The sequence below is a fragment of the Nesterenkonia sp. PF2B19 genome (assembly GCF_001758425.2).
Classification (GTDB): domain Bacteria; phylum Actinomycetota; class Actinomycetes; order Actinomycetales; family Micrococcaceae; genus Nesterenkonia; species Nesterenkonia aethiopica.
In genome coordinates this window covers 1-25,640 of sequence record NZ_MDSS02000036.1, presented here as the reverse complement: position 1 = coordinate 25,640, position 25,640 = coordinate 1, and the positions used below count along the sequence as shown (strand labels likewise).

Annotated in this window: 21 protein-coding genes, 5 pseudogenes and 1 riboswitch; of the genes and pseudogenes, 24 read left to right on the top strand and 2 right to left on the bottom strand. The window is 70.7% G+C overall.

All coding sequences use genetic code 11. The features are described from left to right. Positions 1 to 22 precede the first annotated feature (22 nt). The 18 genes and pseudogenes from BCY76_RS11350 (at position 23) to BCY76_RS11265 (ending at position 17,846) form a co-directional block, all read left to right on the top strand. Positions 23 to 883 (top strand): PHP domain-containing protein, encoded by an 861-nt coding sequence (locus tag BCY76_RS11350; RefSeq protein WP_070160762.1) that lies wholly within the window; start codon positions 23 to 25, stop codon positions 881 to 883. A gap of 103 nt (positions 884 to 986) precedes the next feature. Further along, the gene (locus tag BCY76_RS11345; protein WP_070160779.1) at positions 987 to 1,643 is read left to right on the top strand and encodes a TetR/AcrR family transcriptional regulator; all 657 of its coding nucleotides are present in this window, start codon (positions 987 to 989) and stop codon (positions 1,641 to 1,643) included. A 44-nt stretch (positions 1,644 to 1,687) separates the two neighbouring features. Further along, on the top strand, positions 1,688 to 1,921 hold the full coding sequence (locus BCY76_RS11340; RefSeq protein ID WP_070160761.1) for a DUF3107 domain-containing protein: 234 nt from the start codon (positions 1,688 to 1,690) through the stop codon (positions 1,919 to 1,921). Positions 1,922 to 1,929: 8 nt separating this feature from the next. Next, positions 1,930 to 3,603: a DEAD/DEAH box helicase gene (locus BCY76_RS11335; protein ID WP_170922674.1), complete on the top strand. Its 1,674-nt coding sequence runs from the start codon at positions 1,930 to 1,932 to the stop codon at positions 3,601 to 3,603. After that, positions 3,600 to 4,511 (top strand): DNA-methyltransferase, encoded by a 912-nt coding sequence (locus BCY76_RS11330; RefSeq protein WP_070160776.1) that lies wholly within the window; start codon positions 3,600 to 3,602, stop codon positions 4,509 to 4,511. Before BCY76_RS11335 ends, BCY76_RS11330 begins: the two co-directional genes overlap by 4 nt. Beyond that, on the top strand, positions 4,508 to 5,365 hold the full coding sequence (locus tag BCY76_RS11325) for an ABC transporter ATP-binding protein (RefSeq protein ID WP_085437700.1): 858 nt from the start codon (positions 4,508 to 4,510) through the stop codon (positions 5,363 to 5,365). The genes BCY76_RS11330 and BCY76_RS11325 overlap by 4 nt, the downstream gene beginning before the upstream one ends. Then, the gene (locus tag BCY76_RS11320; RefSeq protein WP_070160756.1) at positions 5,365 to 6,018 is read left to right on the top strand and encodes an ABC transporter permease; all 654 of its coding nucleotides are present in this window, start codon (positions 5,365 to 5,367) and stop codon (positions 6,016 to 6,018) included. The genes BCY76_RS11325 and BCY76_RS11320 overlap by 1 nt, the downstream gene beginning before the upstream one ends. Then, positions 6,015 to 6,677 carry an ABC transporter permease gene (locus tag BCY76_RS11315; RefSeq protein ID WP_070160754.1) on the top strand — a complete coding sequence of 221 codons (663 nt, stop codon included), beginning with the start codon at positions 6,015 to 6,017 and terminating at the stop codon, positions 6,675 to 6,677. Before BCY76_RS11320 ends, BCY76_RS11315 begins: the two co-directional genes overlap by 4 nt. A 13-nt stretch (positions 6,678 to 6,690) precedes the next feature. Beyond that, positions 6,691 to 7,653 carry an ABC transporter substrate-binding protein gene (locus tag BCY76_RS11310; protein ID WP_070160753.1) on the top strand — a complete coding sequence of 321 codons (963 nt, stop codon included), beginning with the start codon at positions 6,691 to 6,693 and terminating at the stop codon, positions 7,651 to 7,653. Positions 7,654 to 7,816: 163 nt separating this feature from the next. After that, positions 7,817 to 7,903, top strand: a riboswitch (SAM riboswitch). 3 nt (positions 7,904 to 7,906) lie between these two features. Next, on the top strand, positions 7,907 to 9,631 hold the full coding sequence (locus BCY76_RS11305) for a nitrite/sulfite reductase (RefSeq protein ID WP_070160751.1): 1,725 nt from the start codon (positions 7,907 to 7,909) through the stop codon (positions 9,629 to 9,631). Further along, positions 9,628 to 10,360: pseudogene (locus BCY76_RS11300) on the top strand (phosphoadenylyl-sulfate reductase). Before BCY76_RS11305 ends, BCY76_RS11300 begins: the two are co-directional and overlap by 4 nt. A gap of 1 nt (position 10,361) precedes the next feature. Further along, a pseudogene (gene cysD / locus BCY76_RS11295) lies at positions 10,362 to 11,305 on the top strand (sulfate adenylyltransferase subunit CysD). Further along, positions 11,305 to 12,686, top strand: a pseudogene (locus BCY76_RS11290) (sulfate adenylyltransferase subunit 1). Before cysD ends, BCY76_RS11290 begins: the two co-directional pseudogenes overlap by 1 nt. 3 nt (positions 12,687 to 12,689) lie before the next feature. Then, entirely contained in the window at positions 12,690 to 13,904 is a 1,215-nt protein-coding gene (locus BCY76_RS11285; protein ID WP_085437698.1) for an ABC transporter substrate-binding protein, read from the top strand. Then, on the top strand, positions 13,901 to 14,653 hold the full coding sequence (locus BCY76_RS11280; protein ID WP_085437697.1) for an ABC transporter ATP-binding protein: 753 nt from the start codon (positions 13,901 to 13,903) through the stop codon (positions 14,651 to 14,653). Before BCY76_RS11285 ends, BCY76_RS11280 begins: the two co-directional genes overlap by 4 nt. Next, positions 14,634 to 15,592, top strand: a pseudogene (locus BCY76_RS11275) (ABC transporter permease). Before BCY76_RS11280 ends, BCY76_RS11275 begins: the two are co-directional and overlap by 20 nt. After that, positions 15,589 to 16,377, top strand: a complete 789-nt coding sequence (gene cobA, locus BCY76_RS11270; RefSeq protein ID WP_070158367.1) for a uroporphyrinogen-III C-methyltransferase — start codon at positions 15,589 to 15,591, stop codon at positions 16,375 to 16,377. The pseudogene BCY76_RS11275 and the gene cobA overlap by 4 nt, the downstream one beginning before the upstream one ends. A gap of 23 nt (positions 16,378 to 16,400) precedes the next feature. Further along, complete coding sequence (locus BCY76_RS11265) at positions 16,401 to 17,846, top strand: FAD-dependent oxidoreductase (RefSeq protein WP_070158366.1); 1,446 nt, start codon at positions 16,401 to 16,403, stop codon at positions 17,844 to 17,846. A 47-nt stretch (positions 17,847 to 17,893) separates the two neighbouring features. Here the strand turns inward: BCY76_RS11265 and BCY76_RS11260 are convergent, their stop codons facing one another. Both BCY76_RS11260 and BCY76_RS11255 read right to left on the bottom strand, forming a co-directional pair. Further along, positions 17,894 to 18,259, bottom strand: coding sequence for a nuclear transport factor 2 family protein (locus BCY76_RS11260; protein ID WP_070158365.1), 366 nt, complete (start codon positions 18,257 to 18,259; stop codon positions 17,894 to 17,896). 225 nt (positions 18,260 to 18,484) lie between these two features. Next, entirely contained in the window at positions 18,485 to 19,945 is a 1,461-nt protein-coding gene (locus tag BCY76_RS11255) for a glutamyl-tRNA reductase (protein ID WP_083277187.1), read from the bottom strand. 91 nt (positions 19,946 to 20,036) lie between these two features. Between BCY76_RS11255 and hemE the strand changes: the two are divergent. From hemE to hemC, 6 genes and pseudogenes are all read left to right on the top strand, one after another. Further along, a pseudogene (gene hemE, locus BCY76_RS11250) lies at positions 20,037 to 21,205 on the top strand (uroporphyrinogen decarboxylase). Beyond that, positions 21,202 to 21,966: a protoporphyrinogen/coproporphyrinogen oxidase gene (locus tag BCY76_RS11245; protein ID WP_085437696.1), complete on the top strand. Its 765-nt coding sequence runs from the start codon at positions 21,202 to 21,204 to the stop codon at positions 21,964 to 21,966. Before hemE ends, BCY76_RS11245 begins: the two are co-directional and overlap by 4 nt. Next, a complete protein-coding gene (locus BCY76_RS11240; RefSeq protein WP_085437695.1) occupies positions 21,860 to 22,627 on the top strand; it encodes a protoporphyrinogen/coproporphyrinogen oxidase in 768 nt (255 codons plus the stop codon). The genes BCY76_RS11245 and BCY76_RS11240 overlap by 107 nt, the downstream gene beginning before the upstream one ends. Positions 22,628 to 22,757: 130 nt before the next feature. Then, positions 22,758 to 23,501 carry a hydrogen peroxide-dependent heme synthase gene (gene hemQ / locus BCY76_RS11235; RefSeq protein ID WP_070158363.1) on the top strand — a complete coding sequence of 248 codons (744 nt, stop codon included), beginning with the start codon at positions 22,758 to 22,760 and terminating at the stop codon, positions 23,499 to 23,501. Between the two features lies 1 nt (position 23,502). Further along, positions 23,503 to 24,645 carry a ferrochelatase gene (locus tag BCY76_RS11230; RefSeq protein WP_070158362.1) on the top strand — a complete coding sequence of 381 codons (1,143 nt, stop codon included), beginning with the start codon at positions 23,503 to 23,505 and terminating at the stop codon, positions 24,643 to 24,645. Positions 24,646 to 24,766: 121 nt separating this feature from the next. Further along, a partial coding sequence (gene hemC, locus BCY76_RS11225; protein WP_085437694.1) for a hydroxymethylbilane synthase occupies positions 24,767 to 25,640 on the top strand: 874 nt, incomplete at its 3' end.

Sequence of the window (25,640 nt, the reverse complement as noted above, 5' to 3'; positions counted from 1 at the left end):
CTGTGGCGGATACAGTGAGTCCATGGGCGTCGACCTCCACACGCATTCGTACTGCTCCGACGGCACACAGTCCCCGGCAGACGTCGTGGCCACCGCGGCGCGGGCAGGCCTCGACGGGCTGGCGCTGACCGACCATGACACCACGGTCGGCTGGGCCGAGGCGATGCGTGCCGCCCAGGAGCACGGGATCCTGTTGATCCCCGGCATGGAGATCACCACGCTGACTGATGATCGCATCAGCGTCCACATGCTCAGCTATCTGCACGATCCGCACCACGAAGGCCTCGCCCGGGCCATCCGCGACGCCCGGACCGGACGGGTGACGCGGGCCCAACGCATGGCCGAGCGCCTCAGCGTCGACTTCCCCTTGAGCTGGGATGATGTGCTGGAGCAGGTCGCCGACGGCGCCACGGTGGGGCGGCCTCATCTGGCGGACGCTCTCGTGGCCATCGGTGCGGTGGCCGACCGGCAGGAGGCCTTCGATCGGCTCCTGTTCCGCGGATCCCCGTACTACGTCAGCCAGGAGAACATGCACCCGACCACGGCGATCCGGCTGGTCCGGGAGGCCGGGGGAGTCCCGGTGATCGCCCACTCGATGGCCTCGACGCGGGGGCGGACGGTGTCGATGGATCAGCTGGAGGAGATGATCGAGGTCGGACTGGCCGGCGTGGAGGTCTGGCACCGGGACAATCCGCCCGACGGCCGACGCATCCTGCTGGACCTGGCGCGGCGGCACGACCTGCTGACCACCGGCTCCTCGGACTATCACGGCGCGGGAAAACCGAACCTCATCGGAGAGAACTCCACCGACCTGGACACGGTCGCGGAACTGCTGGACCTGGCCACCGGCTCTCCGGCGTACGGACGCCTTCCCGGCGTGTGAGTCCCGGCCCTCAGCTCGGCGCCGTCGCCGGGCGGGCGGGGCGTCCGCGTCGACGGGCACAGGTGTCACGCGGGGAGGGCGCGGTTCCGTACACTGGGTGTCCATGACACAGGACGCGACCACCTCCGAGCCGAGCACTCCGCAGCGCGCCAAGCGGATGCCGCGCGAGCAGCGTCGACGCCAGCTGCTGGACTGTGCGCTGCAGGTCTTCGTGGCCAAGGGGTACCACGCGGCGTCGATGGATGACATCGCCGACGTCGCCCAGGTCTCCAAACCGGTGCTCTATCAGCACTTCCCGGGCAAGCACGAGCTCTTCCTGGACCTGCTGGACACGCACCTGGCGCAGCTGGAGCGGATGATCACGGAGGCGCTGGGGTCCACCGAGGACAACAAGGAGCGCGTCTCGGCCACCATGACGGCCTTCTACGAGTTCATCTCGCGGGAGGACGAGGCCTATCGGCTGCTGTTCACCTCCGGGATGGACAACGATGAGGCCGTCGAGACCCGCATGGAACGCTTCCATGACAATGTGGCCGCCGCCATCGCGGAGGTCATCGCGGACGACACGGGCCAGCCCATGGCGGAGGCCACCCTGCTGGGGCACGGGCTCATCGGCATGATCACCTCGGCGGCCCGTCACTGGAGCCGGCTCTCGGAGCGTCCGGACCTGGACGTCTCCTCGCAGCTGACGTCCCGTTTGGCTTGGCGCGGAATCTCGGGCTTCCCCAAGGAGCCCGACGCCGGCACGCCGGCACAGTAGGTAGTATCGGAGCGGCACAGATCGCGCCGAGCCGAAGGAGTGGCATGGAAGTTCGTATCGGAGTCCAGAACGTCTCCCGCGAGATCGTCATCGAGACCGACGCCTCAGCGGAGGACGTCGAGAAGACGGTGGCTGACGCGGTGGAGAACGCCAAGCCGCTGCTGACCCTCACCGACCGCCGTGAGAAGAAGATCGTGGTGCCGGTCGCCAGCATCGGGTATGTGGAGATCGGCTCCGACACCAAGCAGACTGTCGGCTTCGCCGCAGTCGCCGAATGAAAGAATCTATGACTGAACAGACAGCTGAATCGGCCGAAGGCACCGTGCAGGTCGACGGCGGCGAGACCGCCGAGCCCACGGTGACCTTCGCCGACTTCAACGTCCGCCCCGAGATCGTCGAGGCGCTCGCTGAGAAGGGGATCATCACACCGTTCCCCATCCAGGCGGAGACGCTGCCGATCGCCCTGGGCGGCTATGACATCATCGGGCAGGCCAAGACCGGAACGGGCAAGACCCTCGGCTTCGGCATACCCGCCATCCAGCGCGTGACCGCGCCCCACGACCCCGGCTTCGACGAGATGCCCTCCCCGGGCGCCCCGCAGGCGCTGGTGGTCGCCCCCACCCGTGAGCTCGCCGTCCAGGTGGCCGAAGACATCAAGGTCGCCGGCGCCAAGCGCGGCGTGCGGGTCGCCACCATCTACGGCGGACGGGCCTATGAGCCGCAGATCGAGGAGCTGCAGCGCGGCGTCGAGATCGTCGTCGGCACCCCCGGGCGGCTCATCGACCTGCACCGGCAGCGCCACCTGAAACTGAAGAACGTCAACATCGTGGTCCTGGACGAGGCCGACGAGATGCTCGACCTGGGTTTCCTGCCCGACGTGGAGACGATCCTCGGCGCGCTGCCGGCCGTGCGCCAGACGATGCTGTTCTCGGCGACCATGCCGGGTCCGGTCGTCGCCATGGCGCGGCGCTACATGACCAAGCCGACGCACATCAGCGCCGCCGACCCTGCCGACGAGGGGGTCACCAAGAAGGACATCCGTCAGGTCGTCTACCGGGCCCACCACCTGGACAAGGACGAGGTCGTGGCCCGCATCCTGCAGGCCGAGGGCCGAGGACGCACGATCATCTTCACCCGCACCAAGCGGCAGGCCGACAAGCTCTCCACCGAGCTCATCGCCCGCGGCTTCGCAGCCGGCGCCATCCACGGTGACCTGGGCCAGGGTGCGCGGGAGCAGGCGCTGCGGGCGTTCCGCAACGAGAAGATCGACGTGCTCGTCGCCACCGATGTCGCCGCCCGCGGCATCGACGTCACCGACGTCACCCATGTCATCAACCTCAACGCTCCCGACGACGAGAAGACCTACCTCCACCGGATCGGCCGGACCGGCCGGGCCGGGCAGAAGGGCACCGCGGTGACCTTCGTGGACTGGGAGGACGTCCCGCGCTGGAAGCTGATCAACCGCGCGCTGGACCTCGGCATCGACGAGCCGGTGGAGACCTACTCCTCCTCGCCGCACCTGTTCACCGACCTCGACATCCCGAAGGGGACCAAGGGGCGGCTGCCGCGGCACAAGCGATCGAAGACGGGCCTGGGCGACGAGCGTCTCGAGGACCTCGGAGGTCCCTCGGCGAAGAAGGAGCGGGGTGGCTCCCGCGAGGGTCGCGGCTCCCGCTCCGGCTCTCGGGGCGAGGGGGGTTCGCGGGGCGAGGGCGGCTCTCGGGGCGGTCGGTCGCGGTCGCGTCGCCGATCGGACTCCGCAGGCGGGCAGGATCAGCAGAGTCAGCAGAGTCAGCAGAGTCAGCAGAGCTCCGGCGGTGCCTCCTCTGCCGAGGGCGGCTCGGGCGGCTCGGGCTGGCCAGCGTCGCCGTCGTCGTCGCCGCCGCTCCGGGTCGGGCTCCGGCTCGACGGCAGGCTCCGCGGACTGAGCTCCCGCGGGCCGGTGCGGACCTGGAGATGACGACCTTCGCCGTGGACGGTCCGTCGCTCGTGCTCGAGGGCGAGAACCTCGAGCACCTGCGGCGGCTCCCCGACGGGGCCTTCGCGATGATCTACCTGGACCCGCCCTTCAACACGGGGCGGGCCCAGCGGTCGGTCCGCACGACCTCCGTCCGGCGGCACGACGGCGGCGGACGGGTGGGGTTCGCCGGTCGCAGCTACGACACCTTCCGTGAGCTGCTGGCCGCCTACGACGACTCCTTCCCGGACTACTGGGACTTTCTGGAGCCTCGACTGCTCGAGGCCTGGCGTCTGCTGGATGACACCGGGACCCTGTACCTGCACCTGGACTATCGCGAGGTGCACTACGCGAAGGTCATGTGCGATGCGATCTTCGGCCGCGACTGCTTCCTCAATGAGATCGTCTGGGCCTATGACTATGGTGCCCGGACGAAGAAGCGCTGGCCGACCAAGCACGAGACGATCCTGGTCTATGTCAAGGATCCTCAGCGCTACCACTTCGACTCCGCCGAGGTCGATCGCGAACCGTACATGGCTCCGGGCCTGGTGACCCCGGAGAAGGCCGCCCGGGGCAAGCTGCCCACCGACGTCTGGTGGCACACCATCGTCTCGCCCACGGGTCGGGAGAAGACCGGCTATCCCACGCAGAAGCCCGTGGGGCTCGTACGCCGCATGGTGCAGGCCTCCTCCCGACCGGGCGACTGGGTGCTGGACTTCTTTGCGGGCTCGGGCACGCTGGGGGCCGCCGCTGCGGAGACCGGCCGCCGGTTCGTCTGCATCGACTCCTCACCGCAGGCGGTCGACGTCATGGCCCGGCGTCTGGGCGACCACGCCGAGGTCCACCGGGCGGATCCTCCGTCTGCTGCGTCGGCTGACATCGAGGGCCAGCGTGAGGGTGCTGCGTCATGATCGAGTTCGACCATGTCACCAAGACCTACCCGGACGGCACGACGGCGGTCCGGGACTTCAGCCTGACGGTCCCCTCCCACACCACCACGGTGCTGCTGGGGTCCTCCGGATGCGGCAAGACCACCCTGCTGCGAATGGTCAATCGGATGGTGGAGCCGACCTCAGGTGAGGTCCGCATCGATGGGGAGACGGTGTCCTCGCGACCGCCGGTGCAGCTGAGGCGCAGCATCGGCTATGTCATGCAGCACTCCGGGCTCATGCCGCACCGCCGGGTGGTGGACAACATCGCCACCGTTCCGCGTCTCAATGGTGTCTCCCGGGGTGCCGCGCAGGAGCGGGCTCGTGACCTGATGGAGTTGGTGGACCTGGCCCCCGAGCTGGCACGTCGATACCCGGCCCAGCTCTCCGGAGGGCAGCAGCAGCGGGTCGGCGTGGCGCGCGCCCTGGCCGACGACCCCAACATCCTGCTCATGGACGAGCCCTTCGGCGCGGTGGACCCGCTGGTCCGGGTGGAGCTGCAGTCCCAGTTGAGGCGCCTGCAGGTTCAGCTGCGCAAGACCATCATCTTCGTCACCCATGACATCGACGAGGCACTCGCCCTGGGGGATCAGATCGTCGTGCTGCGCAGCGGCGGGGAGGTGGCCCAGATCGGCACGCCCCGGGAGCTGGTGGAGGAGCCCGCCGACGCCTTCGTCTCCCGATTCCTGGGGCTGCAGGACGGACGGCGGCGGCTGCATGCCTCCCCGCGGGTCGGCGGCGGCTGGACGGTCGTCGACGACACCGGGAGACCGGTCGGGCTGATCGAGGGAGAGGACGGCACGGAGCCTGCGGCCCCGTCGCCAGAAGGTTGCTGATGGACTGGGCCCTGGCGAACCTGCCGCGCATCCTGAGCCTGACGGTCGACCATCTGCTGCTCAGCCTTCCCGCCGTCGCAGCGGCGTTCCTGCTGGCCCTTCCGTTGGGGCGTGTCGCCGATCGGCTCGGACGCCTGCGTGAGCCTCTCCTGGGCTCGGCGGGTCTGCTCTATGCGATTCCGTCGCTGCCGCTGTTCATCGTCCTGCCGATCCTCATCGGGACCGGGGTGCGGGACGCTCTCAATGTGATCGTCGCGCTCACGCTGTTCGGTCTGGCGCTGATGGTCCGTTCCGCCGCGGATGCCTTCGGCGCGGTCTCCCAGGACGTCCGGCTGGCCGCGGTCGCGGTCGGGCAGTCCCGCTGGGGCGCCTTCCTCACAGTGGAGCTGCCTCTGGCCGGGCCTGCGCTGCTGGCGGGGCTGCGGGTGGTCTCCGTGAGCACCATCAGTCTGGTCAGCGTCTCCGCGGTCCTGGGTGTGGCGAGCCTCGGCTCCCTGTTCACCGACGGGTTCCAGCGTGGCATCGTGCCGTCCATCGCCGCCGGCATCATCATGACCGTGCTGCTCGCCGTCGTCGTGGACCTGCTGCTGGTGGGCCTGGGCCGGCTGGCGATGCCCTGGCAGCGTACCCAGGCGAGGCGGGCCGGCTCATGACCCATCTGATGGAGGCGCTGCAGTGGGTCCTCAGCGCCGAGTCCTGGGCGGGTCCGGGTGGTCTCGGAGTCCGCACGGCCGAGCACCTCTGGTACACCCTGCTGGCGCTGGTGCTGTCCACGGCGATCGCCCTTCCTGCCGGGCTGGTCATCGGCCACACCGGGCGGGGCCGGGCGCTGGCCGTGCTCTCCACCGGGGCCGCCCGTGCTCTGCCGACCCTGGGGATCATCACCTTGGCCGGCCTCGCGGTGGGGATCGGGCTGAAGGCCCCGATGATCGCCTTCGTGGTCCTGGCGGTGCCCTCGATCATCGCCGGCGCCTATTCGGGGGTGGAGGCGGTGGACCGCCGCGTGGTCGACGCCGCGCGCGCCCAGGGGCTCAGCCCGTGGCAGGTGCTGGTGACCGTGGAGGTGCCGCTGGGGCTGCGGCTGATCCTGGGCGGGGTGCGTCTGGCAACCCTGCAGGTCATCGCCACCGCCACCCTGGCCGCCTACGTGGGGGCCGGGGGACTGGGGCGGCCGCTGTTCCTGGGCCTGCGCAACCATGACTATGCCATGATGCTGGGAGCGTCCCTCGTGGTCATCGCCGTGGCGATCCTCGTCGACGCCCTGTTCATCGCAGCCCTACGGATTCTCAGGAGGATCCCCGGGATCCACTGAGCTCCAGGAGAGGATGGTCCCCGTGTCCTGCTCGAGCCCCGCCCCCGGCCGTCTCGGCCGTCCTGCCCTCGTCTCCGCCGCCCTGCTGGGACTTGCCGCGCTGGCTCTCAGCGCCTGCGGGGCCGAGGATCCCTTGGCGGACGGGGGAGACGACGACGCCGGCGCCGAGGGCGGCGCGCTGGTGGTCGGCTCCCAGCAGTACTACTCGAACACCATCATCGCGGAGCTCTACGCCCAGCGGCTCGAGGCGGGCGGCCACGAGGTGGACCGGCAGTTCGACATCGGCCAGCGCGAGGTCTACATGCCGGAGCTGGAGGCCGGGGACATCGACGTGTTCCCCGAATATGCCGGGAACCTGCTGCAGTACGTGGACGCGGAGGCTGAGGCCTCCGACCTGGAGGAGATCCTCGCCGGACTGGAGCAGAGCCTCCCGGAGGGGATCAGCGCCCTGGAGCCGGCGGAGGCCACCGATCAGGACAGCTTCGTGGTGACCGCGGAGTTCGCACAGGAGCATCAGCTGCGCAGCGTCGGTGACCTTGCGAACGTGGATGAGGATCTGCGGATCGCGGCGAACTCGGAGTTCGAGACTCGTCCCTACGGCCCTGAGGGTCTGCAGGAGGTCTACGGGGTGGAGGTCACCCTGGTCCCGGTGGAGGACTCCGGTGGGCCGCTGACCGTGCAGGCGCTGCTCGACGGGGACGTTCAGGTGGCCGACATCTATTCCGCCGATCCAGCCATCGAGGAGAACGGCCTCGTCATGCTGGAGGACCCGGAGGATCTGGTGCTGCCGCAGAACATCCTCCCGCTGGTCTCCGACTCTGTGGGGGACGACGCCGCGGCGCTCATCGAGGAGGTCACGGCCGAACTGACGCAGGAGGAGCTCAACGGGCTCAACGCCGTCAGTGTGGACGACCAGGCGTCGGCCGCCGACGTCGCCGCCGACTGGCTGGCGGAGAAGGGCCTCGACGAGGCCTGAGCCGCGGAGCAGGGCCCGGCCTCGCCGGGGAGTCGATGGCGCGTGTCTGCGGGAGGTCTCACTCCGTCGCGCAACTCATATGAACACATGAACATAGATGACGACATATGACGTGGAATCTTCGTTTTCCGTCTGGCGTCCAGTAGCGTGGTGCTCACACCAGCAACCATCCAGAGCGGCTGAGAGATCTGGCTCGACGACGCCGCAGCAACCCGGGAGAGCCGGGTGCTAACGCCAGGAGCGATGGAGGAGCATGAGCACTGACGTGTCCGCCGTGTCCGCCCGCCGGCCGAAGAAGCGCCCGAACGGGCAGTGGAAGGTCGACGGCACCGAGCCGCTGAACCACAATGAAGAGTTCAAGCAGGCCGACAACGGGCTGAACGTCCGGGAGCGCATCGAGACGATCTACTCGAAGCAGGGCTTCGACTCGATCGACCCGGACGACCTCCGCGGCCGCTTTCGCTGGTGGGGCCTCTACACCCAGCGTCGCCCCGGCGTGCCGGCCGGGGCCCACAACTCGCTGCCGCCCGAAGAGGTGGACGACAAGTTCTTCATGCTGCGGGTCCGCATCGACGGCGGCGCCCTCACCACCGAGCAGCTGCGTGTCATCGGGGAGATCTCCCGAGACTTCGCCCGGGACACCGCCGATGTGACCGACCGGCAGAACATCCAGCTGCACTGGGTGGCCGTGGAGGACGTCCCGGAGATCTGGCGCCGCCTCGAAGCAGTCGGCCTGGGCACCACCGAGGCCTGCGGAGACACCCCCCGAGTGATCCTGGGCTCCCCGGTGGCCGGCATCGCCGCCGATGAGATCATCGACCCCACCCCTGTCATCCAGGAGATCGCTCGGCTCTACATCGGCGATCCCGAGCTCGCGAACCTGCCGCGGAAGTACAAGTCGGCGATCACCGGACACCCCAGCCAGGACGTGGTCCACGAGATCAACGACTTCGCCCTGGTGGGCGTCGTGCACCCGGAGCATGGCCCCGGCTACGACCTGTGGGTCGGCGGCGGGCTCTCCACCAACGCCCGGCTGGCCGAGCGACTGGGAGTCTTCGTCCGCCAGGAGGAGGCCGCCGAGGTCTGGCATGCCGTCACCCAGACCTTCCGCGACTACGGGTTCCGTCGCCTGCGCAACAAGGCCCGGCTGAAGTTCCTGCTGGCCGAATGGGGGCCGGAGAGGTTCCGCCAGGTCATCGAGGACGAGTACCTGGGCCGTACGCTCACCGACGGGCCGGCCCCGTCCGCCCCGGACACTCCCGGGGACCACGTCGGCGTGCACCGGCAGAAGGACGGCCGGTGCTACATCGGCGTCACCCCCACCGTGGGTCGGGTCTCCGGGACGCTGCTGATCGAGCTGGCGGACCTGCTGGAGCGTCACGGCTCCCACCGTCTGCGCACCACGCCGCACCAGAAGCTCGTGGTCCTCGACATCGCCGAAGACGACGTCGAGACGGTCTGTGCCGCCTTGGCCGAGCTGGGGCTGGATCCCCGGCCCAGCGTCTTCCGGCGCTCCACCATCGCGTGCACCGGCATCGAATTCTGCAAGCTGGCCATCGTGGAGACCAAGACCACGGCGGCCCGGACCATCGATGCCTTGGAGGAGCGGCTGGCCGACGTCGCCGAGCAGATGCCGGAGCGGCTCACCCTGCACATCAACGGCTGCCCCAACTCCTGCGCCCGCATCCAGACCGCGGACATCGGGCTGAAGGGGCAGCTGCTGCCCGACGCCGACGGGGAGAAGACCCCCGGCTTCCAGGTCCACCTGGGCGGCGGGCTCACCTTCGTGGACCGCGATGAGGCCGGTCTCGGCCGGACTGTGCGAGGGCTGAAGGTCACGGCGGAGGAGCTCGTGGACTACGTGGAGCTGCTGGTCCGCCGGTACCTGGACGGCCGACAGACGGGGGAGACCTTCGCCCAGTGGAGCCACCGGGTGGACGATTCCGAGCTGCAGAAGAGAGAGGTCGAGCTGGTATGAGCGCCGCGACCGACACCGCCCTCACCCAGGAGCTGCGCGCCCTGGCCGAGCCGCGCCGAGGAGCTCGGCTGGGACGCCCCCGCCGAGGAGGTGATCGGCTGGGCGGCACGGCATGTGGACACCGCCGACGTCGCCGTCGCCTGCTCCATGGCCGACGCCGTCCTGCCGGCGCTGGTCGCGGAGCAGCTGCCCGGTGTGGACGTGCTGTTCCTGGAGACCGGCTATCACTTCACCGAGACGCTGGCCGCCCGGAATGAGGTCGCCCGTCGTCTCGACGTCACCGTCGTCGACGTCACTCCGAAGCTGACCGTGGCGGAGCAGGACGCCGAGTACGGCAAGGACCTGTTCGGCAGGGACCCGGCCGCCTGCTGCCGGATGCGCAAGATGGAGCCTCTCGGGGAGGCGCTGAGCGGCTACAAGCTCTGGTTCACCGGAGTGCGCCGGGATGAGGCGCCCACCCGCGTGGACACGCCGCTGGTCACCTTCGACGAGCTCCACGGACTCATCAAGGTCAACCCGGTCGCCCCCTGGACCTTCGACGACCTGGTCGACCACTCGAACCGCCATGACCTCCCGGTCAACCTGCTGCTGCAGAACGGCTATCCGTCCATCGGGTGCCGACCCTGCACCCAGAAGGTCGCCCCGGGGGAGGACCCCCGCTCCGGACGCTGGGCCGGCAGCGGCAAGGTCGAATGCGGCATCCACACCACCACCGCCACAGGAGCCTGAGATGACCACCGCCACCGCCGCGGCCCCACGGGCCGCCGACGTCGTCGACCTCGCCGGCCAGTCCGCGCTGGCCCGCCTGGAGGCCGAGTCCATCCACATCATCCGGGAGGTCGTCGCCGAGTTCGATCGGCCGGCCATGCTGTTCTCCGGCGGCAAGGACTCCGTGGTCATGCTGCACCTGGCCGCCAAGGCGTTCTGGCCCGGGAGGATCCCCTTCCCGGTGGTGCACATCGACACCGGTCACAACTTCGAGGAGGTCCTGGACTTCCGTGACCGCACCGTGGAGCGCCTCGGCCTGGAGCTGGTGGTCGGCAGCGTCCAAGAGCTCATCGACGCCGGCGAGCTCACCGAACGCGCCGACGGCACCCGCAACCCGCTGCAGACGGTGCCGCTGCTGCGCACCATCGCGCAGCGCCGCTTCGACGCCGTCTTCGGCGCGCCCGGCGGGACGAGGACCGGGCCCGGGCCAAGGAACGCATCCTCTCGCTGCGCGACGAGTTCGGCCAGTGGGATCCGCGCAGCCAGCGCCCCGAGCTGTGGAACCTCTACAACGGACGCCACCGGCCGGGCCAGCACGTGCGGGCCTTTCCGATCAGCAACTGGACCGAGCTGGACGTGTGGCGCTACATCGCCGCCGAGGACATCGAGCTGCCTCCGCTGTACTACGCCCACGACCGCGAGGTCTTCCACCGTGACGGCATGATCCGGGCCGTGGGTCCGCACAGCCGACCCACCGCGGCGGAGCCCACCGAGGTGCTGCGCGTGCGCTACCGCACCGTCGGTGACATGTCCTGCACCGGGGCGGTGCTCTCTGAGGCCGCGGACAACACCGCGGTGCTCCACGAGGTGGCCGCCGCCACCATCACCGAACGCGGCGCGACCCGCGCCGACGACAGGCTCTCCGAGGCCGCCATGGAGGACCGCAAGAAGGACGGATACTTCTGATGACCGCCACACTGTTCCGGCTGGCCACCGCCGGCAGCGTCGACGACGGCAAGTCCACTCTGGTGGGCCGCCTCCTCCACGACGCCCAGGCCATCCTGTCCGACCAGCTCGACGCCGTCGCCCGCTCCTCCAAGGAACGGGGCTTCGGCGACGACGGCGCGGAGCTCGACCTCGCCCTGCTGACCGACGGCCTGCGCGCCGAACGGGAGCAGGGGATCACCATCGATGTGGCCTACCGCTACTTCGCCACCGATCGGCGCAGCTTCGTGCTGGCCGACTGCCCCGGGCACGTCCAGTACACCCGCAACACCGTCACCGGCACCTCCACCGCGGATGCCGTGGTGCTGCTGGTGGACGTCCGACACGGCGTGGTGGAGCAGACCCGCCGCCATCTGGCGGTCGCCCACCTGCTGCGGGTGGAGCACGTGATCATCGCGGTCAACAAGATCGACGCGGTGGACTACCGGGAGGACGCCTTCCGGACCGTGGAGGCCGACGTCGCCCGCATCGCGGCCGAGCTGCAGGCCGACGACGGGGGAGGCTCCGGCGCCACCGCACCGATCGTGGTGCCGGTCTCCGCCCTGCGCGGAGACAACGTGGTCGCCCCGTCCGCCCACACCCCGTGGTACGACGGCGAGGCGCTGCTGCCCATCCTGGAGCAGCTGCCGGACGCCGACCACGCCCGCCGCCGCACCGAACCGCTGCGGCTGCCCGTGCAGACCGTCATCCGGCCGCACTCGGAGTTCCGCGGCTACGCCGGGCAGATCGTCTCCGGGTCGTTGGCAGCCGGAGATGAGGTGCTCATCCAGCCCGGCGGCCACCGCACCACGGTGAGCGCAGTCCACCGCACGGCTCTGCAGGCGCGTGCCGCCGGTGAGGAGGCCGCCGCCGAGGGAACGGGCACCGTGGACGCTGCTGACCGGGCCGCCGCGCCCGAGTCCGTGGTGGTGGAGCTCCAGGACCAGTTCGACGTCGCCCGCGGCCACCTGCTGGCCGCGCGGAGGCGCCGCCGTCGAGCAGCGACGAGCTGACCCTGTCCCTGGCCTGGCTGGGCGACGGGGCGCTGACCGACGGTGCCCGGGTGCTGGTCAAGCACGGCACCGAGACGGTCAAGGCACTGGTCAGCGAGGTGACCGACCGGCTCGACCTGGCCAGCCTGACCTCCCGGCCCGCGGACCAGCTGGTGCTCAACGACATCGGCACCGTGACCGTGCGGCTGGCCCGTGCCCTGCCTGTGGACGACTACGCCGTGGCCAAGCGCACCGGCGCGGTGCTGCTGATCCACCCGGAGAGCGGAGACACTCTCGCCGCGGGCATGGTGCGCCTGCCCGCCGCTGCGGACACCGAGGCCCAGGACGACGACGCCTGGTTGGCGGAGTGAGCCATGGGCCGCGTCCGCATCACCGCTGAGCAGACCACGGCCCCTGACGGCCGGGTGCTCACCCGGGCCCCCGGCCCGCGCCGGCTGCTCGCCGTCGTCGTCGGGGCCGGCACGGCCCTGCTGGTGGGCAGCACGGCCGTGCTGGCCACCACCTGGCCGCAGGAGGACGATGAGCCCGAGGCAGTCTCGGCCGAGGAGCTCTACGCCGGTGACCAGCGGGCTGAGGAGCTGCGGCTGGGCTACTTCCCCAACGTCACCCACGCACCGGCCCTGGTGGGGCTGCAGGAGGACCTGTTCGCCGAGCACCTGCACGGCACGGCGTTCCATGCAGAGACCTTCACCGCCGGTCCGGCCGCGCTGGAGGCGCTCACCGCGGGGGCGGTGGACGCCGCCTTCATCGGTCCGAACCCGGCCATCCACTCCTACGCGCAGTCCGGCGGGGAGAGTGTGGTCGTGGTCTCCGGTGCCGCCAGCGGGGGAGTGCAGCTGATCGTCCGGGAGGGCATCGACTCTCCGGAGGACCTGGTGGGACGCGAGCTGGCGACGCCGCAGCTGGGCGGCACCCAGGATGTGGCCGCCCGTGTGTGGCTTCACGAGCAGGGCCTCACCGATGAGGTGGACATCACCCCCACGGACAACCCGCAGGTGCTGCGGCTCTTCGAGCAGGGTCGCGTCGACGCCGCCTGGGTGCCCGAGCCCTGGGCCTCCCGGCTGGTGGAGCAGGCCGGCGGTCAGGTGCTGGTGGACGAGCGCGAGCTCTGGCCCGACGGAGAGTTCCCCACCACGGTGCTGGCGGTCAACCGCGAGTACGCCGAGGCCCACCCGCAGACGGTCAAGGACCTCGCCGCGGCCACCGACGCGGCGGTGGCCTGGCTGCAGACCTCCGAGGAGGCTGAGGTCCACAGCACGCTCAATGCGCAGCTGAGTGAGGACGTGGGCCTGGAGCTGCCTGAACCGGTGCTCACCCGGGCACTGGCCCACGTGACGTTCACGACCGACCCGGTGGCCTCGGCCTTCCCCCAGCTGGTGGAGGACTCCGTGACTGCCGGGACCGGGCACGACGTCGCCCTCGACGGGCTCGTGGTCCCCGCGCCGGTGGAGCCCGGCTCACCTGAGCCGACTGATGATTCTGAGCCGAGTGATGACTCTGAGCCGAGTGATGACTCCGCGCAGACCGATGATGACGGCGTCCCGAGCGCCGGACAGGAGGACCGATGAACGAGGCCGTGGTGTTCGACACCGTGGACAAGTCCTTCGCTGAGGGCCCCGAGGTGCTCTCGGAGGTCAGCTTCGACATCGCTGAGGGCGAGTTCGTCTGCCTGCTGGGCGCCTCCGGGTGCGGCAAGTCCACTCTGCTGAGCATGATCGCTCAGCTGGAGCGGCCCACCGGCGGCGCCATCGAGGTCACGGAGGGCGGGGCGGCCTTCATGTTCCAGGACGCCTCCCTGTTCCCGTGGCTGACCGCTGAGCAGAACATCATGCTCGCCCTGCGACTGGCCGAGGGGCGCTGCCAGATCCGCCAGCGCAAGGTCCGCCGCCAGCGGGCCGCCGAGCTGCTGGATCTGGTGCGGCTCTCCGAGCACGCCCACCGCCGCCCGCACGAGCTCTCCGGGGGCATGCGGCAGCGCGTGGCGCTCGCCCGAGCCCTGGCCCAGGAGCGGCCCGTGCTGCTCATGGACGAGCCCTTCGGCGCCCTGGACGCCATCACCCGGTCGCTGCTCCATGAGGAGCTGCTGCGCATCTGGCGGACCACCGGGCGCACCATCGTCTTCGTCACCCACTCGGTGGACGAGGCCGTGCACCTGGGCCAGCGCGTGCTGCTGCTGTCCTCCCGCCCCGGGCGGATCATCGGGGAATGGGAGGTCGCCGAGGAGGACCGTGAGGGAGCCCGTCGCGCCGTGCTGGTCGACGAGATCACCGAGCGGCTGCGGAACGAGGTGGGACGCCATGGTGGCGACACCCACTGAGGAGCACACGCGCCCCGACCCGGATCGCCAAGCTCCTGAGCAGGTCGAGCTGCTCCGACACGCGTCCTCGACCGGCTCAGGCCGTGGCCGGGGAGACGACGTCGCCGACCTCTCCCGCGGGCTCGACGCACTGGAGACAGCCGGGGGAGCGCCCCGACGGCGACTCGATCCTCAGTCGGTGCTGCTGCCGGTGGCCGCGCTCGCCGTCGTCGTCATCGCCTGGCAGCTCTATGTGATGACGGGGCACCGGCGCACGGACATGGTGCCCGGGCCGATCGACGTCGCCGGGACCGCCTGGGAGCTGTGGCGGACCGGTGCGTTCTGGGAGGCCGTCAGCACGTCCCTGGGCCGCGGTCTGGCGGGGTTCGCGCTGAGCATCCTCATCGCGACTCCCATCGGCTGATCATCGCCCAGGTGCGGATGCTGCGCCAGGCCTTCGGACCGCTGATCTCCGGGCTGCAGGTGCTGCCCTCGGTGGCCTGGGTGCCCGCGGCGGTCATCTGGTTCGGCCTGACCGACGCGACGGTGTACTTCGTGATCTTCATGGGCGCCATCCCTTCGGTGGTCAACGGCCTCATCGCCGGTGTCCGGCAGGTCCCGCCGCAGCACCACCGGGTGGGACGGGTGCTGGGGGCGAACCGCTGGCAGATGACCACCCGCATCCTGCTGCCGGCCATCCTGCCCTCCTATGTGGGCGGACTTCGCCAGGGGTGGGCGTTCTCCTGGCGCTCGCTGATGGCCGCCGAGATCATCGCCACCGGAGGCTCCATGGGCTTCGGGCTGGGCACGCTGCTGGACCAGGGGAGGGCGCTGGCCGACATGTCGGTGGTGCTGACCGCGGTGCTGATCATCCTGCTGGTGGGGGTGGTCGTGGAGCTGCTGGTCTTCGCCCCCATCGAACGCCGGCTGCTGACGACGAGAGGACTGTTGGAATCATGACTGAGCACACCACCCCGCGCACCGGGCACGTCGCCCTCATCGGCGGAGGACCCGCGCAGCCGGATCTGATCACCCACCGGGGTCACGAGCTGCTCATGGCCGCCGACGTCGTGGTGGCCGACCGGCTCGGCCCCCGTGGGCTGCTCGACGAGCTGCGCGAGGACGTCGAGGTGATCGACGTCGGCAAGACGCCCGGGCGGCACACCGCCACCCAGGACGAGATCAACGCCCTGCTCGTGGACCGGGCGAGCCGCGGACTGCGCGTGGCCCGGCTCAAGGGCGGCGACCCCTATGTGCTCGGCCGCGGCTCCGAGGAGCGCGAGCACTGCCGACGCCACGGCATCACCGTGGAGGTGGTCCCCGGGATCACCTCGGCGGTGGGGGTGCCGGCGGAGGCCGGGATCCCGTTGACGCACCGGGGTCTGTCCCGCGGCTTCACCGTGATCACCGGACACGACGACCTCGACGTCGTCCCGCGCTCCGAGCAGCACACCCTCGTCATCCTCATGGGCGTCTCCACCTTGCGGCGCACCGCCACGCAGCTGATGGTCAACGGGCACGACGCCTCCACACCGGTGGCGATCATCGAATCCGGAGGCATGGAGGACCAGCGGGTGACCCTGTCCCGGCTGCACGCCGTCGCCGACGTGGCGGCCCGGCGCCAGGTCGCCAACCCGGCGGTGATCGTCGTCGGCGCCGTGGTGACGCTGGCCGACGACTGGCCGCAGCAGCTCGACACCGCCACACCCGCCGCCCCCGCCGCGGCGGCCCTGACCTCCCTCTGACGAATCGAAGGACTGACACCACTATGAGCACTGACATCACGCATCGCATCGCCGTGGTCGGCGCCGGCCCCGCCGGGGTCTACGCCGCCGACATCATCGCCCGCTCCGAGCAGGGCGAGCACATCGCGATCGACCTCTTCGACCGGTACCCGGCGCCCTTCGGGCTGATCCGCTACGGCGTGGCCCCGGACCACCCGCGCATCAAGGGCATCATCAAGGCCCTGCACAAGGTCATGGACCGCGGCGGGATCCGCTTCATCGGCAACGTGGACTACGGCACGGACATCACCCTGGCCGAGCTGCAGCAGCACTACGACGCCGTCATCTTCTCCACCGGCGCGATCGATGACGCCGCCCTGAACATCGAGGGCATCGACCTCAAGGGCTCCTTCGGGGCCGCGGACTTCGTCTCCTGGTACGACGGGCACCCGGACTACCCCCGCGAGTGGCCGTTGGAGGCGAAGGAGATCGCCGTCATCGGCAACGGCAACGTGGCCCTGGACGTGGCCCGGGTGCTGTCCAAGCACGCCGATGACCTGCTGACCACCGAGATCCCGGACAACGTCTACCAGGGGCTGGCGGCCTCGCCGGTGACCGATGTGCACGTCTTCGGACGTCGTGGGCCCGCCCAGGTGAAGTTCACCCCGCTGGAGCTGCGCGAGCTGGCCCACAGCCGTGACGTCGACATCGTGCTGCACGCGGAGGACTTCGAGTTCGACGAGGCCTCGGACGAGGCGATCAAGTCCAACAACCAGGTCAAGACCATGGTCAACACGCTCACCAACTGGCTGGTGGAGCAGGAGGAGCGCGACGAGGACCCGCAGCGGCAGCCGGCCTCCCGTCGGCTGCACCTGCACTTCCTGCATTCCCCCGTGGAGATCGTCTCCGGTGAGGGGGAGCGTGAGGGGCACGTGGACGCGATCCGGTTGGAGCGTCAGGAGCTGGACGGCACCGGCAACGTCCGCGGCACCGGCGAGATCCTGGAGTACCCGGTCCAGGCGGTCTACCGTGCGGTGGGCTACTTCGGCTCCCCGCTGGCGGACATCCCCTTCGACGCCGACCGCGGCGTGATCCCGCATGATGCCGGGCGTGTCCTCGGAGAGGACGGGACGCCGCTGCCGGGGGTCTACACCACCGGCTGGATCAAGCGAGGGCCGGTCGGGCTGATCGGCCACACCAAGGGTGACGCCCTCGAGACGGTGGGCTGCCTGCTGGAGGATCTGCCCTCTCTGCCGGGGCGCGGAGCTGCCGACGGCGCGGCCGAGGCGGGCGACGTCGTCGAGCTCCTGGAGTCCCGCGGGGTGCAGACCACCTCCTGGGAGGGCTGGCTGCAGCTCGACGAGCACGAGCGTGCCCTGGGCGAGCAGTTCGGGGAGCTGCCGGACGGCACGACCCGTGAGCGGGTGAAGGTCGTGGAGCGCGACGAGATGGTCGGCGTCTCCCGGCAGGGCAGCGCCGTGCGCGTCTGAGCCGGTCCTGCCTCCTGGCGTTGAGCTGGTGCGTTCGGGCGGAAACGTCAGTGGGTGATCGTGGTCTGCTGGTACAGCGCCAGCCGGGGGTGGTCGCCGATGAGGCGGTATGTGCTGGACATCAGGGCGATGAACGGGGGCTCGCCGGTGCGGGTGGCCCGGGCTCGGTACACCAGGGCCGCACAGTCTGAGCCCAGCGGGATCAGGTCCGCATCTGAGATCTCGTAGGTGTCCCAGGCGGGCGCCGCATCGAGGGAGCGCACGACGTCGTCACGGCCCAGCACCATGCCGTTGACCAGGACCATGCGCCCCTCGGGGGTCATCAGTTCGCCGTAGAACGCGCCGCCTCGGTTCTCGCACAGGGCGGTCCAGCCGTCGTGCTCCAGGGTCAGCAGGGTTGACAGATCGAGCATGAGGGCACGGTAGCAACTGCGGCGATGCTGAGAACACCCTGCGCCACCGAGGGTGTCTGCGCCGGCACCCGCGCTGAGTTGGTCTGGAGTTGTGGGTACTCGCCTCGATCGAGTCGAGTACCCACAACTCCAGACCAACTCACGAGAGGGAGAGGGCGAGCGGACAGGAGGGCGAGCGGACAGGACGGCGAGAAGGCGACAGGGGCGGGCTCCAGGGAGCCGTGGTCAGGACGCCTGGGCCTGGGTCAGCCGCTGCGCGACCTCCAGGCGCTCCACGGCGAACTCGCCGGGGCGGTGATGGGGGCAGAAGCCGCCGTCGGGGACCTTCTGCAGGTGGGCGGCCATCTGGGCCAGCTCCGCCGGGGTGAACTCCTCGGCGCGACGGCGCTTGGCGGGCTGCTCCCGCTCGGGCCGCTCCCGCGGCTCGACCTCCAGCCCGAAGATGTCCTGCAGGGCCTGCACGTAGTCCTCGGTCCGGCCCTCGGCCGCCAGCTCCCGGGCACGGACGGTGGGGGTGTGGAGCAGCTTGCGCACGATCCGCCGCACCGCGAACTCGACCTCCTCGGCCGCGGCGGTGCAGCCATGCTGCTTCCGGACCTTCTCCATCTCCGCGTCCAGGACGGACTGGGTGTGGCGGCGCAGGGCCACGATGGCGTCGTCTGCGCTGCGTTGCTGCCGCTCGGTCAGGTACTCCTGGACGGCGGCGTCCACCACCTCGCGAGCCTGCTCCAGCGAGTCCTCGGTCTCCGCCGGGGCGGCCATCTTCACCGACTCCAGAGTGATGAGCTCGACGCCGGGCAGGTCGGCGACCTCAGGGGTGAAGTCATGGGACAGGGCCAGGTCGATGACGGTGAGGTCCTTCTCCCGGCCCTCGGGTCCCATGCCGGCCAGCGTCCGGATCTCCTGGGCGGTGATCTGCCGGTTCCCGCCGGAGCAGCCGATGATCACATCCGCCGCGGAGAAGGCCTCGGAGAGCTCCTCCATCTTCAGTGCCCGGGCTGCGGCGCCGCGCTCGGCCACGAACTGCTCGGCGCGGCCGGATCCGGAGAACACGGCGATGTCGCGCACGCCGCGCTCCTGCAGCTGGGCCAGGGAGGTCCCGGCGTAGGCGCCGGTGCCGATCAGCACCACGGAGGCGTCGCGGTAGAACGCGGCACCATCGCCGCGCATGTCCCCGGCGATGTCCAGGGACACCGAGACGATGGACCGGCCGCGGGAGCCCAGCGCGGTGCGCGCTCCCACGTCCTTGGCCGTCCGGGTGGCCGTCTCGAACAGGCGGGTGAGGTTCCCGGAGACGGTCCCGGCGTTCTGCGCGTCGGCCAGAGACTTGCGGACCTGGCCGGCGATCTCGCGTTCGCCGATGACGGCCGAGTCCAGCCCGGCGCCGACCTGGAAGAGGTGGCTGACGGCGTCGTCCTCCACCAGCGTGCGGAAGGTGGAGGCGATGGTGTCACGGTCCACGCCGGAGGTCTCGGCGACGGCGTCGATGAGCTCCTCACGACTGGCTTCCAGAGCGGCCGGATCGTCCGAGGAGGCCTCGGCGTAGATCTCCAGACGGTTGCAGGTCGCCAGCGTCACGGCAGGCACATCGACAGAACCGGCCACATCGGCCGCTCCTGAGCTGAGGATGCCGACGGTCTCGAGATCGAGGTCGGCGTGGGTAGCCACGAGGGAGAACAGAGTCACGACAGGCTCAATTCTACAACCCGTCGTAGAAAGAGGCAGAATTGGGGGCATGGCTTCTGAAACATTCTCCGGCATGGCCGCCTCCTCGCCGATGACCGCGCCCGTGCGGACCTCCGCGGTCCGCCGCGCTCAGGCGCAGGCTCAGGCCGGCGACGTCCTGCCCGCCGACCACCCGCTGACCGGCGGCGTCACCGCGGAATCCCCGCTGCTGGTGGAGTATCGCGGCGGACGCGACGCCGCCGGAGACCCCGCGCGGCCTGGCCGCCGCCCCGTGTGTTCATGCGTCAGGCCGGCCGCTCGCTGCCGGAGTACCGCGCCCTGCGGGAAGGCACCTCCATGCTGGACGCCTGCCTGGACCCGGAGATGGCGGCAGAGATCACACTGCAGCCGGTGCGTCGCCACGACGTCGACGCGGCGATCTTCTTCTCCGACATCGTCATTCCGCTGCGCCTGGCCGGCATCGACGTGGAGATCGTGCCCAACGTGGGCCCGGTGCTGGCCCACCCGGTGCGCACCCGCGCCGATGTGGAGGCCCTCCCGCAGCTTGACGACGACGCCTTCGCGCCCATCACCGAGGCGGTGGCCCGGACCGTGGAGCAGCTGGGCTCCACTCCGCTGATCGGCTTCGCCGGAGCACCGTTCACGCTGGCCGCCTACATGGTGGAGGGGCGGCCCTCCCGGGATCACCTGGGCCCGCGCACCATGATGCACGCCGACCCCGAGACCTGGGACGCCCTGGCCTCCTGGGCCGCCGACGTCTCCGGCCGTTTCATGCGCGCCCAGCTGATGGCCGGGGCCTCCGCCGCGCAGCTCTTCGACTCCTGGGCCGGTTCTCTGGGCCGGGACGACTACGCCGCCCACGTGCAGAAGCACTCCGCCGCCGCGTTCTCCCACGTCGCCGGACTGGGCGCCCCGCTGATCCACTTCGGCACCGGCACCGGCGAGATCCTGGACCTGATGAAGGAGGCCGGGGCGGACGTCGTGGGCATCGACTATCGGGTGAACCTGGCCGAGGCCACGCGCCGCCTGGGTGCGCAGACCCCGCTGCAGGGCAACATCGACCCGGCGCTGCTGACCGCCGACTGGGACGTCCTCGAGGCCCATGTGCGCGACGTCGTCGCCGCCGGCTCGGGTGCGGCCGGGCATGTGCTCAACCTGGGCCACGGAGTGCCGCCGAGCACGGACCCGGAGGTCCTGACCCGCGTGGTCTCGCTGATCCATTCGATCTCTCCGGCGGAGATCGAGCCGACGCGCGCATGAGCCGCTCCGTCGCCGTCGTCGGGGGAGGGATCGCCGGCCTGGTGGTCGCCTGGGATCTGCTCCGCGGCGGCTGGCAGGTGACGCTGTTGGAGGCGGAGCCGCGTCTGGGCGGAGCCATCGGCACCCACCGGCTGGGTGGGATCGAGGTCGACGCCGGCGCGGAGGCCTTCGCCACGCGTTCGCCCGCCGTGCCGCGGCTCGTCGAAGAGCTCGGCCTGGGTGAGCAGGTCATCGCGCCGACGCCGGACGGTGCCTGGCTGCAGCTGCCGGATCTGGCCGCGCCGCTGCCTGCCACGGGGATCCTGGGCATCCCGGCCGACCCGTTGGCCGACGACGTGGTGCGCATCCTCGGGTGTGAGGCCGCGGAACGCGCCTCCGCCGATCTCACGGAGCCCGTGGAGGCATGGCGGCACCGGGAGGACATCACCGTCGGTGAGCTGGTCCTCGACCGGATGGGGCCCGAGGTGCTGGAGCGGCTGGTCACCCCCATCGTCTCCGGGGTCCATTCGGCCCGTCCGGAGGAGCTCGACGTCGGCAACGCGGCAGCCCGGGCTGGTCGAGGCGATGCTGCGGGAGGGGTCCCTGGCCCGCGGGGTGGCCGCGGTGCGTGCGCAGGCACCGCCGGGGTCTGCGGTGAATTCGCTGCACGGCGGGATGGCCACGCTCATCCGGGCGCTGGAGCAGCAGCTGCGAGCCGGTGGGGCGGACATCCGCCTGCGGGAGCCTGTCACCGCGCTCGCCGGGCTGCGCGCCGCCCATGATCATGTGGTCCTCGCCGTGGACGCTCCGGCCGCCGCACGCCTGGTGGAGCCTGTTCTGGGCCCGATCGCAGCCGAGGACGCCGACGCCGACGTGCCGGGCGGCTCTGGATCCGGATCCGGATTCGGAGCCGGAACGCCGGAGCCTCGCGGCCGCGGCGTCGCCCTGGTCTCGATGCTCCTGGACGCCCCGGAGCTGGACGGGCGCCCGCGGGGCACCGGCATGCTGGTGGCCCCGGGCGTCGACGGCGTCGGGGCGAAGGCGATGACGCATGTCTCGGCGAAATGGCCGTGGGTGGCGGAGGCGCTGGGCGCCGGCCGGCATCTGGTGCGCCTGTCCTACGGACGGGTGACCGACGCCCCCGGCTCCGGAGCGCTGGGGATGCACTCGAGCGACGCGGAGCTGCTGGCTGCCGCCAGGTCCGACGTCGGCACGCTGTGCGGAATCGGTGGACTCGGGGATCGGGTCGCGGAGGCTGATGTGGTGCGCTGGGAGAAGGCGCTGCCGCAGGCCACGGCCGGGCATGCCCGGCGCATTCGGGGGATGCGCGGCGAGCTGGCCGGCTCCGCGGTGAGCGTGGTGGGCAGCTGGTTCTCTGGGACCGGTCTGGCCCGGGTGGTGCCGGATGCGCGCGCGACCGCCGCTGAGATTCTCGCCACATGAGACTCGCCACATGAGACCGGGTCCGTCTGTCACGGACCACAGATTTTCTACATAATGTAGAAGAACGATCGCGCGCCGTGTCAGGCCCTCCCGATAGGGTTGGGGCGGCGCCGAGAAGCAGGAGGAGAGCATGAGCTACGGCCGCAACGCGCAGAGGACCCCGGAAGAGGTCAACAGCTCGGGCAAGGACTGGTACACCCTGTACACGGTCTTCGCCCGCACGGACAGCTCGGCGGAGGCCGTCCGCGGCCCGCAGGCCGGCACCGAACAGATCGCCCCGCGGGCCCGGGAGTTCGACGACGCCGTCGCCGCCCTGGCCGAGGACGAGGTCGTCCTGCGCGGCGTGTACGACGTCTCCGGGATGCGTGCCGACGCCGATGTGATGACGTGGTTGACCGCCCACTCCGCCGAGGCCCTGCAGGCGGCGCTGCGCCGTCTGCACCGCACCGGGCTGCTGGGCTCCTCCCGCATCGTGTTCTCGGCGATGGGCGTGCACCGCACCGCGGAGTTCGCCCGCAGCCACGTGCCGGCCTTCACCCTCGGCGTGGAGGCCGAGGACTGGCTGGTCGTCTACCCCTTCAACCGGTCCTACGACTGGTACCTCATGGACCCGAAGAAGCGCGGCACCATGCTGCGCGAGCACGGCATGCTGGGCCAAGAGTTCCCCTCCGTGCTGGCCAACACCACCAGCGCCTTCGCCCTGAACGACTGGGAGTGGCTGCTCGGCCTGGAGTCGCCGCACCTGACCGACCTCGTGGACATGATGCGTCGTCTGCGCGAGTCGGAGACCCGATACCACGTCCGGGACGAGACTCCGTTCTACACCGGACGCCGCCTGAAGAGCACTGACGAGATTGCTGAGGTTCTCATCTGACATGACCACCGCACCTGAGAGCATCCCCCAGGCCCCCGCCGAGGGCGAGCGCGCCGTCTACGACGCCGTCCTGCTGGCCAGCTTCGGCGGTCCGGAGGGTCAGGACGACGTCATCCCGTTCCTGCGCAACGTCACCGCCGGCCGCGGGATCCCGGACGAGCGCCTCGAGGAGGTCGCCACCCACTACCGCGCCAACGGCGGCGTGAGCCCGATCAACGAGCAGAACCGCCAGCTCAAGAGCGCGCTGGAGGAGGAGCTCGCTGAGCGCGGGATCGACGTCCCGATGTACTGGGGCAACCGCAACTGGGACCCCTACTTCACCGACACCTTCCGCCAGATGCACGACGCGGGCCACCGTCGCGTGCTGGTGCTGGTGACCTCCGCCTACGCCGGGTACTCCAGCAACGACCAGTACCTGGAGGACTTCGAGCGGACGCTGAAGGACACCGGGCTGGAGGGCGAGCTGACCCTGGTGAAGGTCCGTCAGTTCTTCTATGACAAGGCCTTCACTCATCCCAACGCCGAGTTCCTGGCTGCCGGCGTCAAGGACGTCCGGGCCCAGCTGGAGGCGGGTGGGAAGCCCGAGGGCCGCATCAAGGTCCTCTTCGTGACCCACTCGATCCCCACGGCGGTGGCGGAACGGCAGGGTCCGGCCCGGATCAAGGAGATCTTCGGCACCGACGTCTACACCGCCCAGCACCAGGCCCTGGCCGACCACCTCATGGACTCCGTGGAGGAGGCCGCCGGGCTGGACCACCAGGTGGTGTTCCAGTCCCGGTCCGGCGACCCGCGCACTCCGTGGCTGGAGCCGGACATCAATGACCAGATCGAGGAGGACGCGGAGTCCTACGCCGGTGTGGTGGTGATGCCCTTCGGGTTCATCTCCGACCACATGGAGGTGATCTGGGACCTCGACACCGAGGCCAAGGAGACCGCCGAGGAGCACGGCCTGGCCTTCCACCGGGCGCCGACCACCGGTGTGCACCCGGCGTTCGTCTCCGGTCTGGTGGACATCCTGGGGGAGTACATGCTCGACGCCGAGGGCCGTCCGCTGGCCGCCGGCGAGCAGACCGTGCCCGGTGACTGGAGCGACCTCACCGGCGACGGCGGCTGGGGCACCCCGCTGGAGGAGCCCTCGGCCTGAGAGGATGGTCCCGGCACCACGCCGTGGCCGCTGCCGGAACAGGCAGCACCGATCCGCCGCGGAGGCCTCCGCTCCACCGGGAGCGGAGGCCCTCGCCGCATGATCCGCAGGAGGACGAGTGATGGAACAGTTCCGCGTCGGCACCCGAGGCAGTCGGCTGGCGATGACCCAGACCACCACGGTGGCCCAGGCGCTGAGCGACTCCTCCGGGCTGGGCCATGAGCTCATCACGGTGCGCACCGACGGGGACATCCTGACCGGTCCGCTGGCCCAGATGGGCGGCACCGGCGTCTTCGCCTCCGCGCTGCGCCAGGCCCTGTTCGACCGCACCTGTGACGTGGCCGTCCATTCGCTGAAGGACCTTCCGGCCAAGGACCTCGACGGGCTGAGCATCGCCGCCGTGCCCGTGCGGGAGGACGTTCGTGACGCGCTCTGCTCCGCCGGGGACGCGCCGCTGAGCGCACTGCCCGACGGGGCGAAGGTCGGCACCGGCTCCCCGCGCCGTGCCGCCCAGCTGCTGGCAGCCCGCCCCGACCTGCAGATCGTGGACATCCGCGGCAACGTCGGCACCCGGCTGGCGCGGGTGCGGGGCCGGGAGGAGGCCGGGGAGGTCTCCACCCAGGCGCCTGACGCCGCCCGGGGTGACCTCTACCGCCGTCGTGCTCGCCGGCGCCGGCCTGCGCCGGCTCGGGTTGGAGCACCACATCTCCGAGCTGCTGGACCCGGGGTCATGCTGCCGGCCCCCGGCCAGGGGCGCTCGCCGTGGAGGTCCGCGCCGAGACGCCGTCGGCCAGCGCCGTTGGCCATGGCGCTGCAGGCCTACGACGACGCCGCCGCCCGCCTGGAGACCACCGCCGAGCGGGCGCTGCTGGCCCGGCTCAACGCCGGATGCTCCGCACCGATCGGCGGGCTCGCCCGCTTCTCCGAGGACACCGACGGGCCCGCCGTGCTGCAGCTGCGCGCGTGGTGTGCGCACCGACGGCTCGGCCGTGCAG

What these genes read in the sequence shown, in the direction of transcription:
- BCY76_RS11245 (WP_085437696.1), top strand. Translation starts at nt 21,202, where the DNA reads ATGAGCCGCTCCGTCGCCGTCGTCGGGGGAGGGATCGCCGGCCTGGTG.
- cobA (WP_070158367.1), top strand. Translation starts at nt 15,589, where the DNA reads ATGACTGAGCACACCACCCCGCGCACCGGGCACGTCGCCCTCATCGGC.
- BCY76_RS11345 (WP_070160779.1), top strand. Translation starts at nt 987, where the DNA reads ATGACACAGGACGCGACCACCTCCGAGCCGAGCACTCCGCAGCGCGCC.
- BCY76_RS11335 (WP_170922674.1), top strand. Translation starts at nt 1,930, where the DNA reads ATGACTGAACAGACAGCTGAATCGGCCGAAGGCACCGTGCAGGTCGAC.
- BCY76_RS11320 (WP_070160756.1), top strand. Translation starts at nt 5,365, where the DNA reads ATGGACTGGGCCCTGGCGAACCTGCCGCGCATCCTGAGCCTGACGGTC.
- BCY76_RS11305 (WP_070160751.1), top strand. Translation starts at nt 7,907, where the DNA reads ATGAGCACTGACGTGTCCGCCGTGTCCGCCCGCCGGCCGAAGAAGCGC.
- BCY76_RS11350 (WP_070160762.1), top strand. Translation starts at nt 23, where the DNA reads ATGGGCGTCGACCTCCACACGCATTCGTACTGCTCCGACGGCACACAG.
- BCY76_RS11315 (WP_070160754.1), top strand. Translation starts at nt 6,015, where the DNA reads ATGACCCATCTGATGGAGGCGCTGCAGTGGGTCCTCAGCGCCGAGTCC.
- BCY76_RS11260 (WP_070158365.1), bottom strand. Translation starts at nt 18,259, where the DNA reads ATGCTCGATCTGTCAACCCTGCTGACCCTGGAGCACGACGGCTGGACC.
- BCY76_RS11265 (WP_070158366.1), top strand. Translation starts at nt 16,401, where the DNA reads ATGAGCACTGACATCACGCATCGCATCGCCGTGGTCGGCGCCGGCCCC.
- BCY76_RS11325 (WP_085437700.1), top strand. Translation starts at nt 4,508, where the DNA reads ATGATCGAGTTCGACCATGTCACCAAGACCTACCCGGACGGCACGACG.
- BCY76_RS11310 (WP_070160753.1), top strand. Translation starts at nt 6,691, where the DNA reads ATGGTCCCCGTGTCCTGCTCGAGCCCCGCCCCCGGCCGTCTCGGCCGT.
- BCY76_RS11280 (WP_085437697.1), top strand. Translation starts at nt 13,901, where the DNA reads ATGAACGAGGCCGTGGTGTTCGACACCGTGGACAAGTCCTTCGCTGAG.
- BCY76_RS11340 (WP_070160761.1), top strand. Translation starts at nt 1,688, where the DNA reads ATGGAAGTTCGTATCGGAGTCCAGAACGTCTCCCGCGAGATCGTCATC.
- hemQ (WP_070158363.1), top strand. Translation starts at nt 22,758, where the DNA reads ATGAGCTACGGCCGCAACGCGCAGAGGACCCCGGAAGAGGTCAACAGC.
- BCY76_RS11285 (WP_085437698.1), top strand. Translation starts at nt 12,690, where the DNA reads ATGGGCCGCGTCCGCATCACCGCTGAGCAGACCACGGCCCCTGACGGC.
- BCY76_RS11240 (WP_085437695.1), top strand. Translation starts at nt 21,860, where the DNA reads ATGGCCACGCTCATCCGGGCGCTGGAGCAGCAGCTGCGAGCCGGTGGG.
- BCY76_RS11330 (WP_070160776.1), top strand. Translation starts at nt 3,600, where the DNA reads ATGACGACCTTCGCCGTGGACGGTCCGTCGCTCGTGCTCGAGGGCGAG.
- BCY76_RS11230 (WP_070158362.1), top strand. Translation starts at nt 23,503, where the DNA reads ATGACCACCGCACCTGAGAGCATCCCCCAGGCCCCCGCCGAGGGCGAG.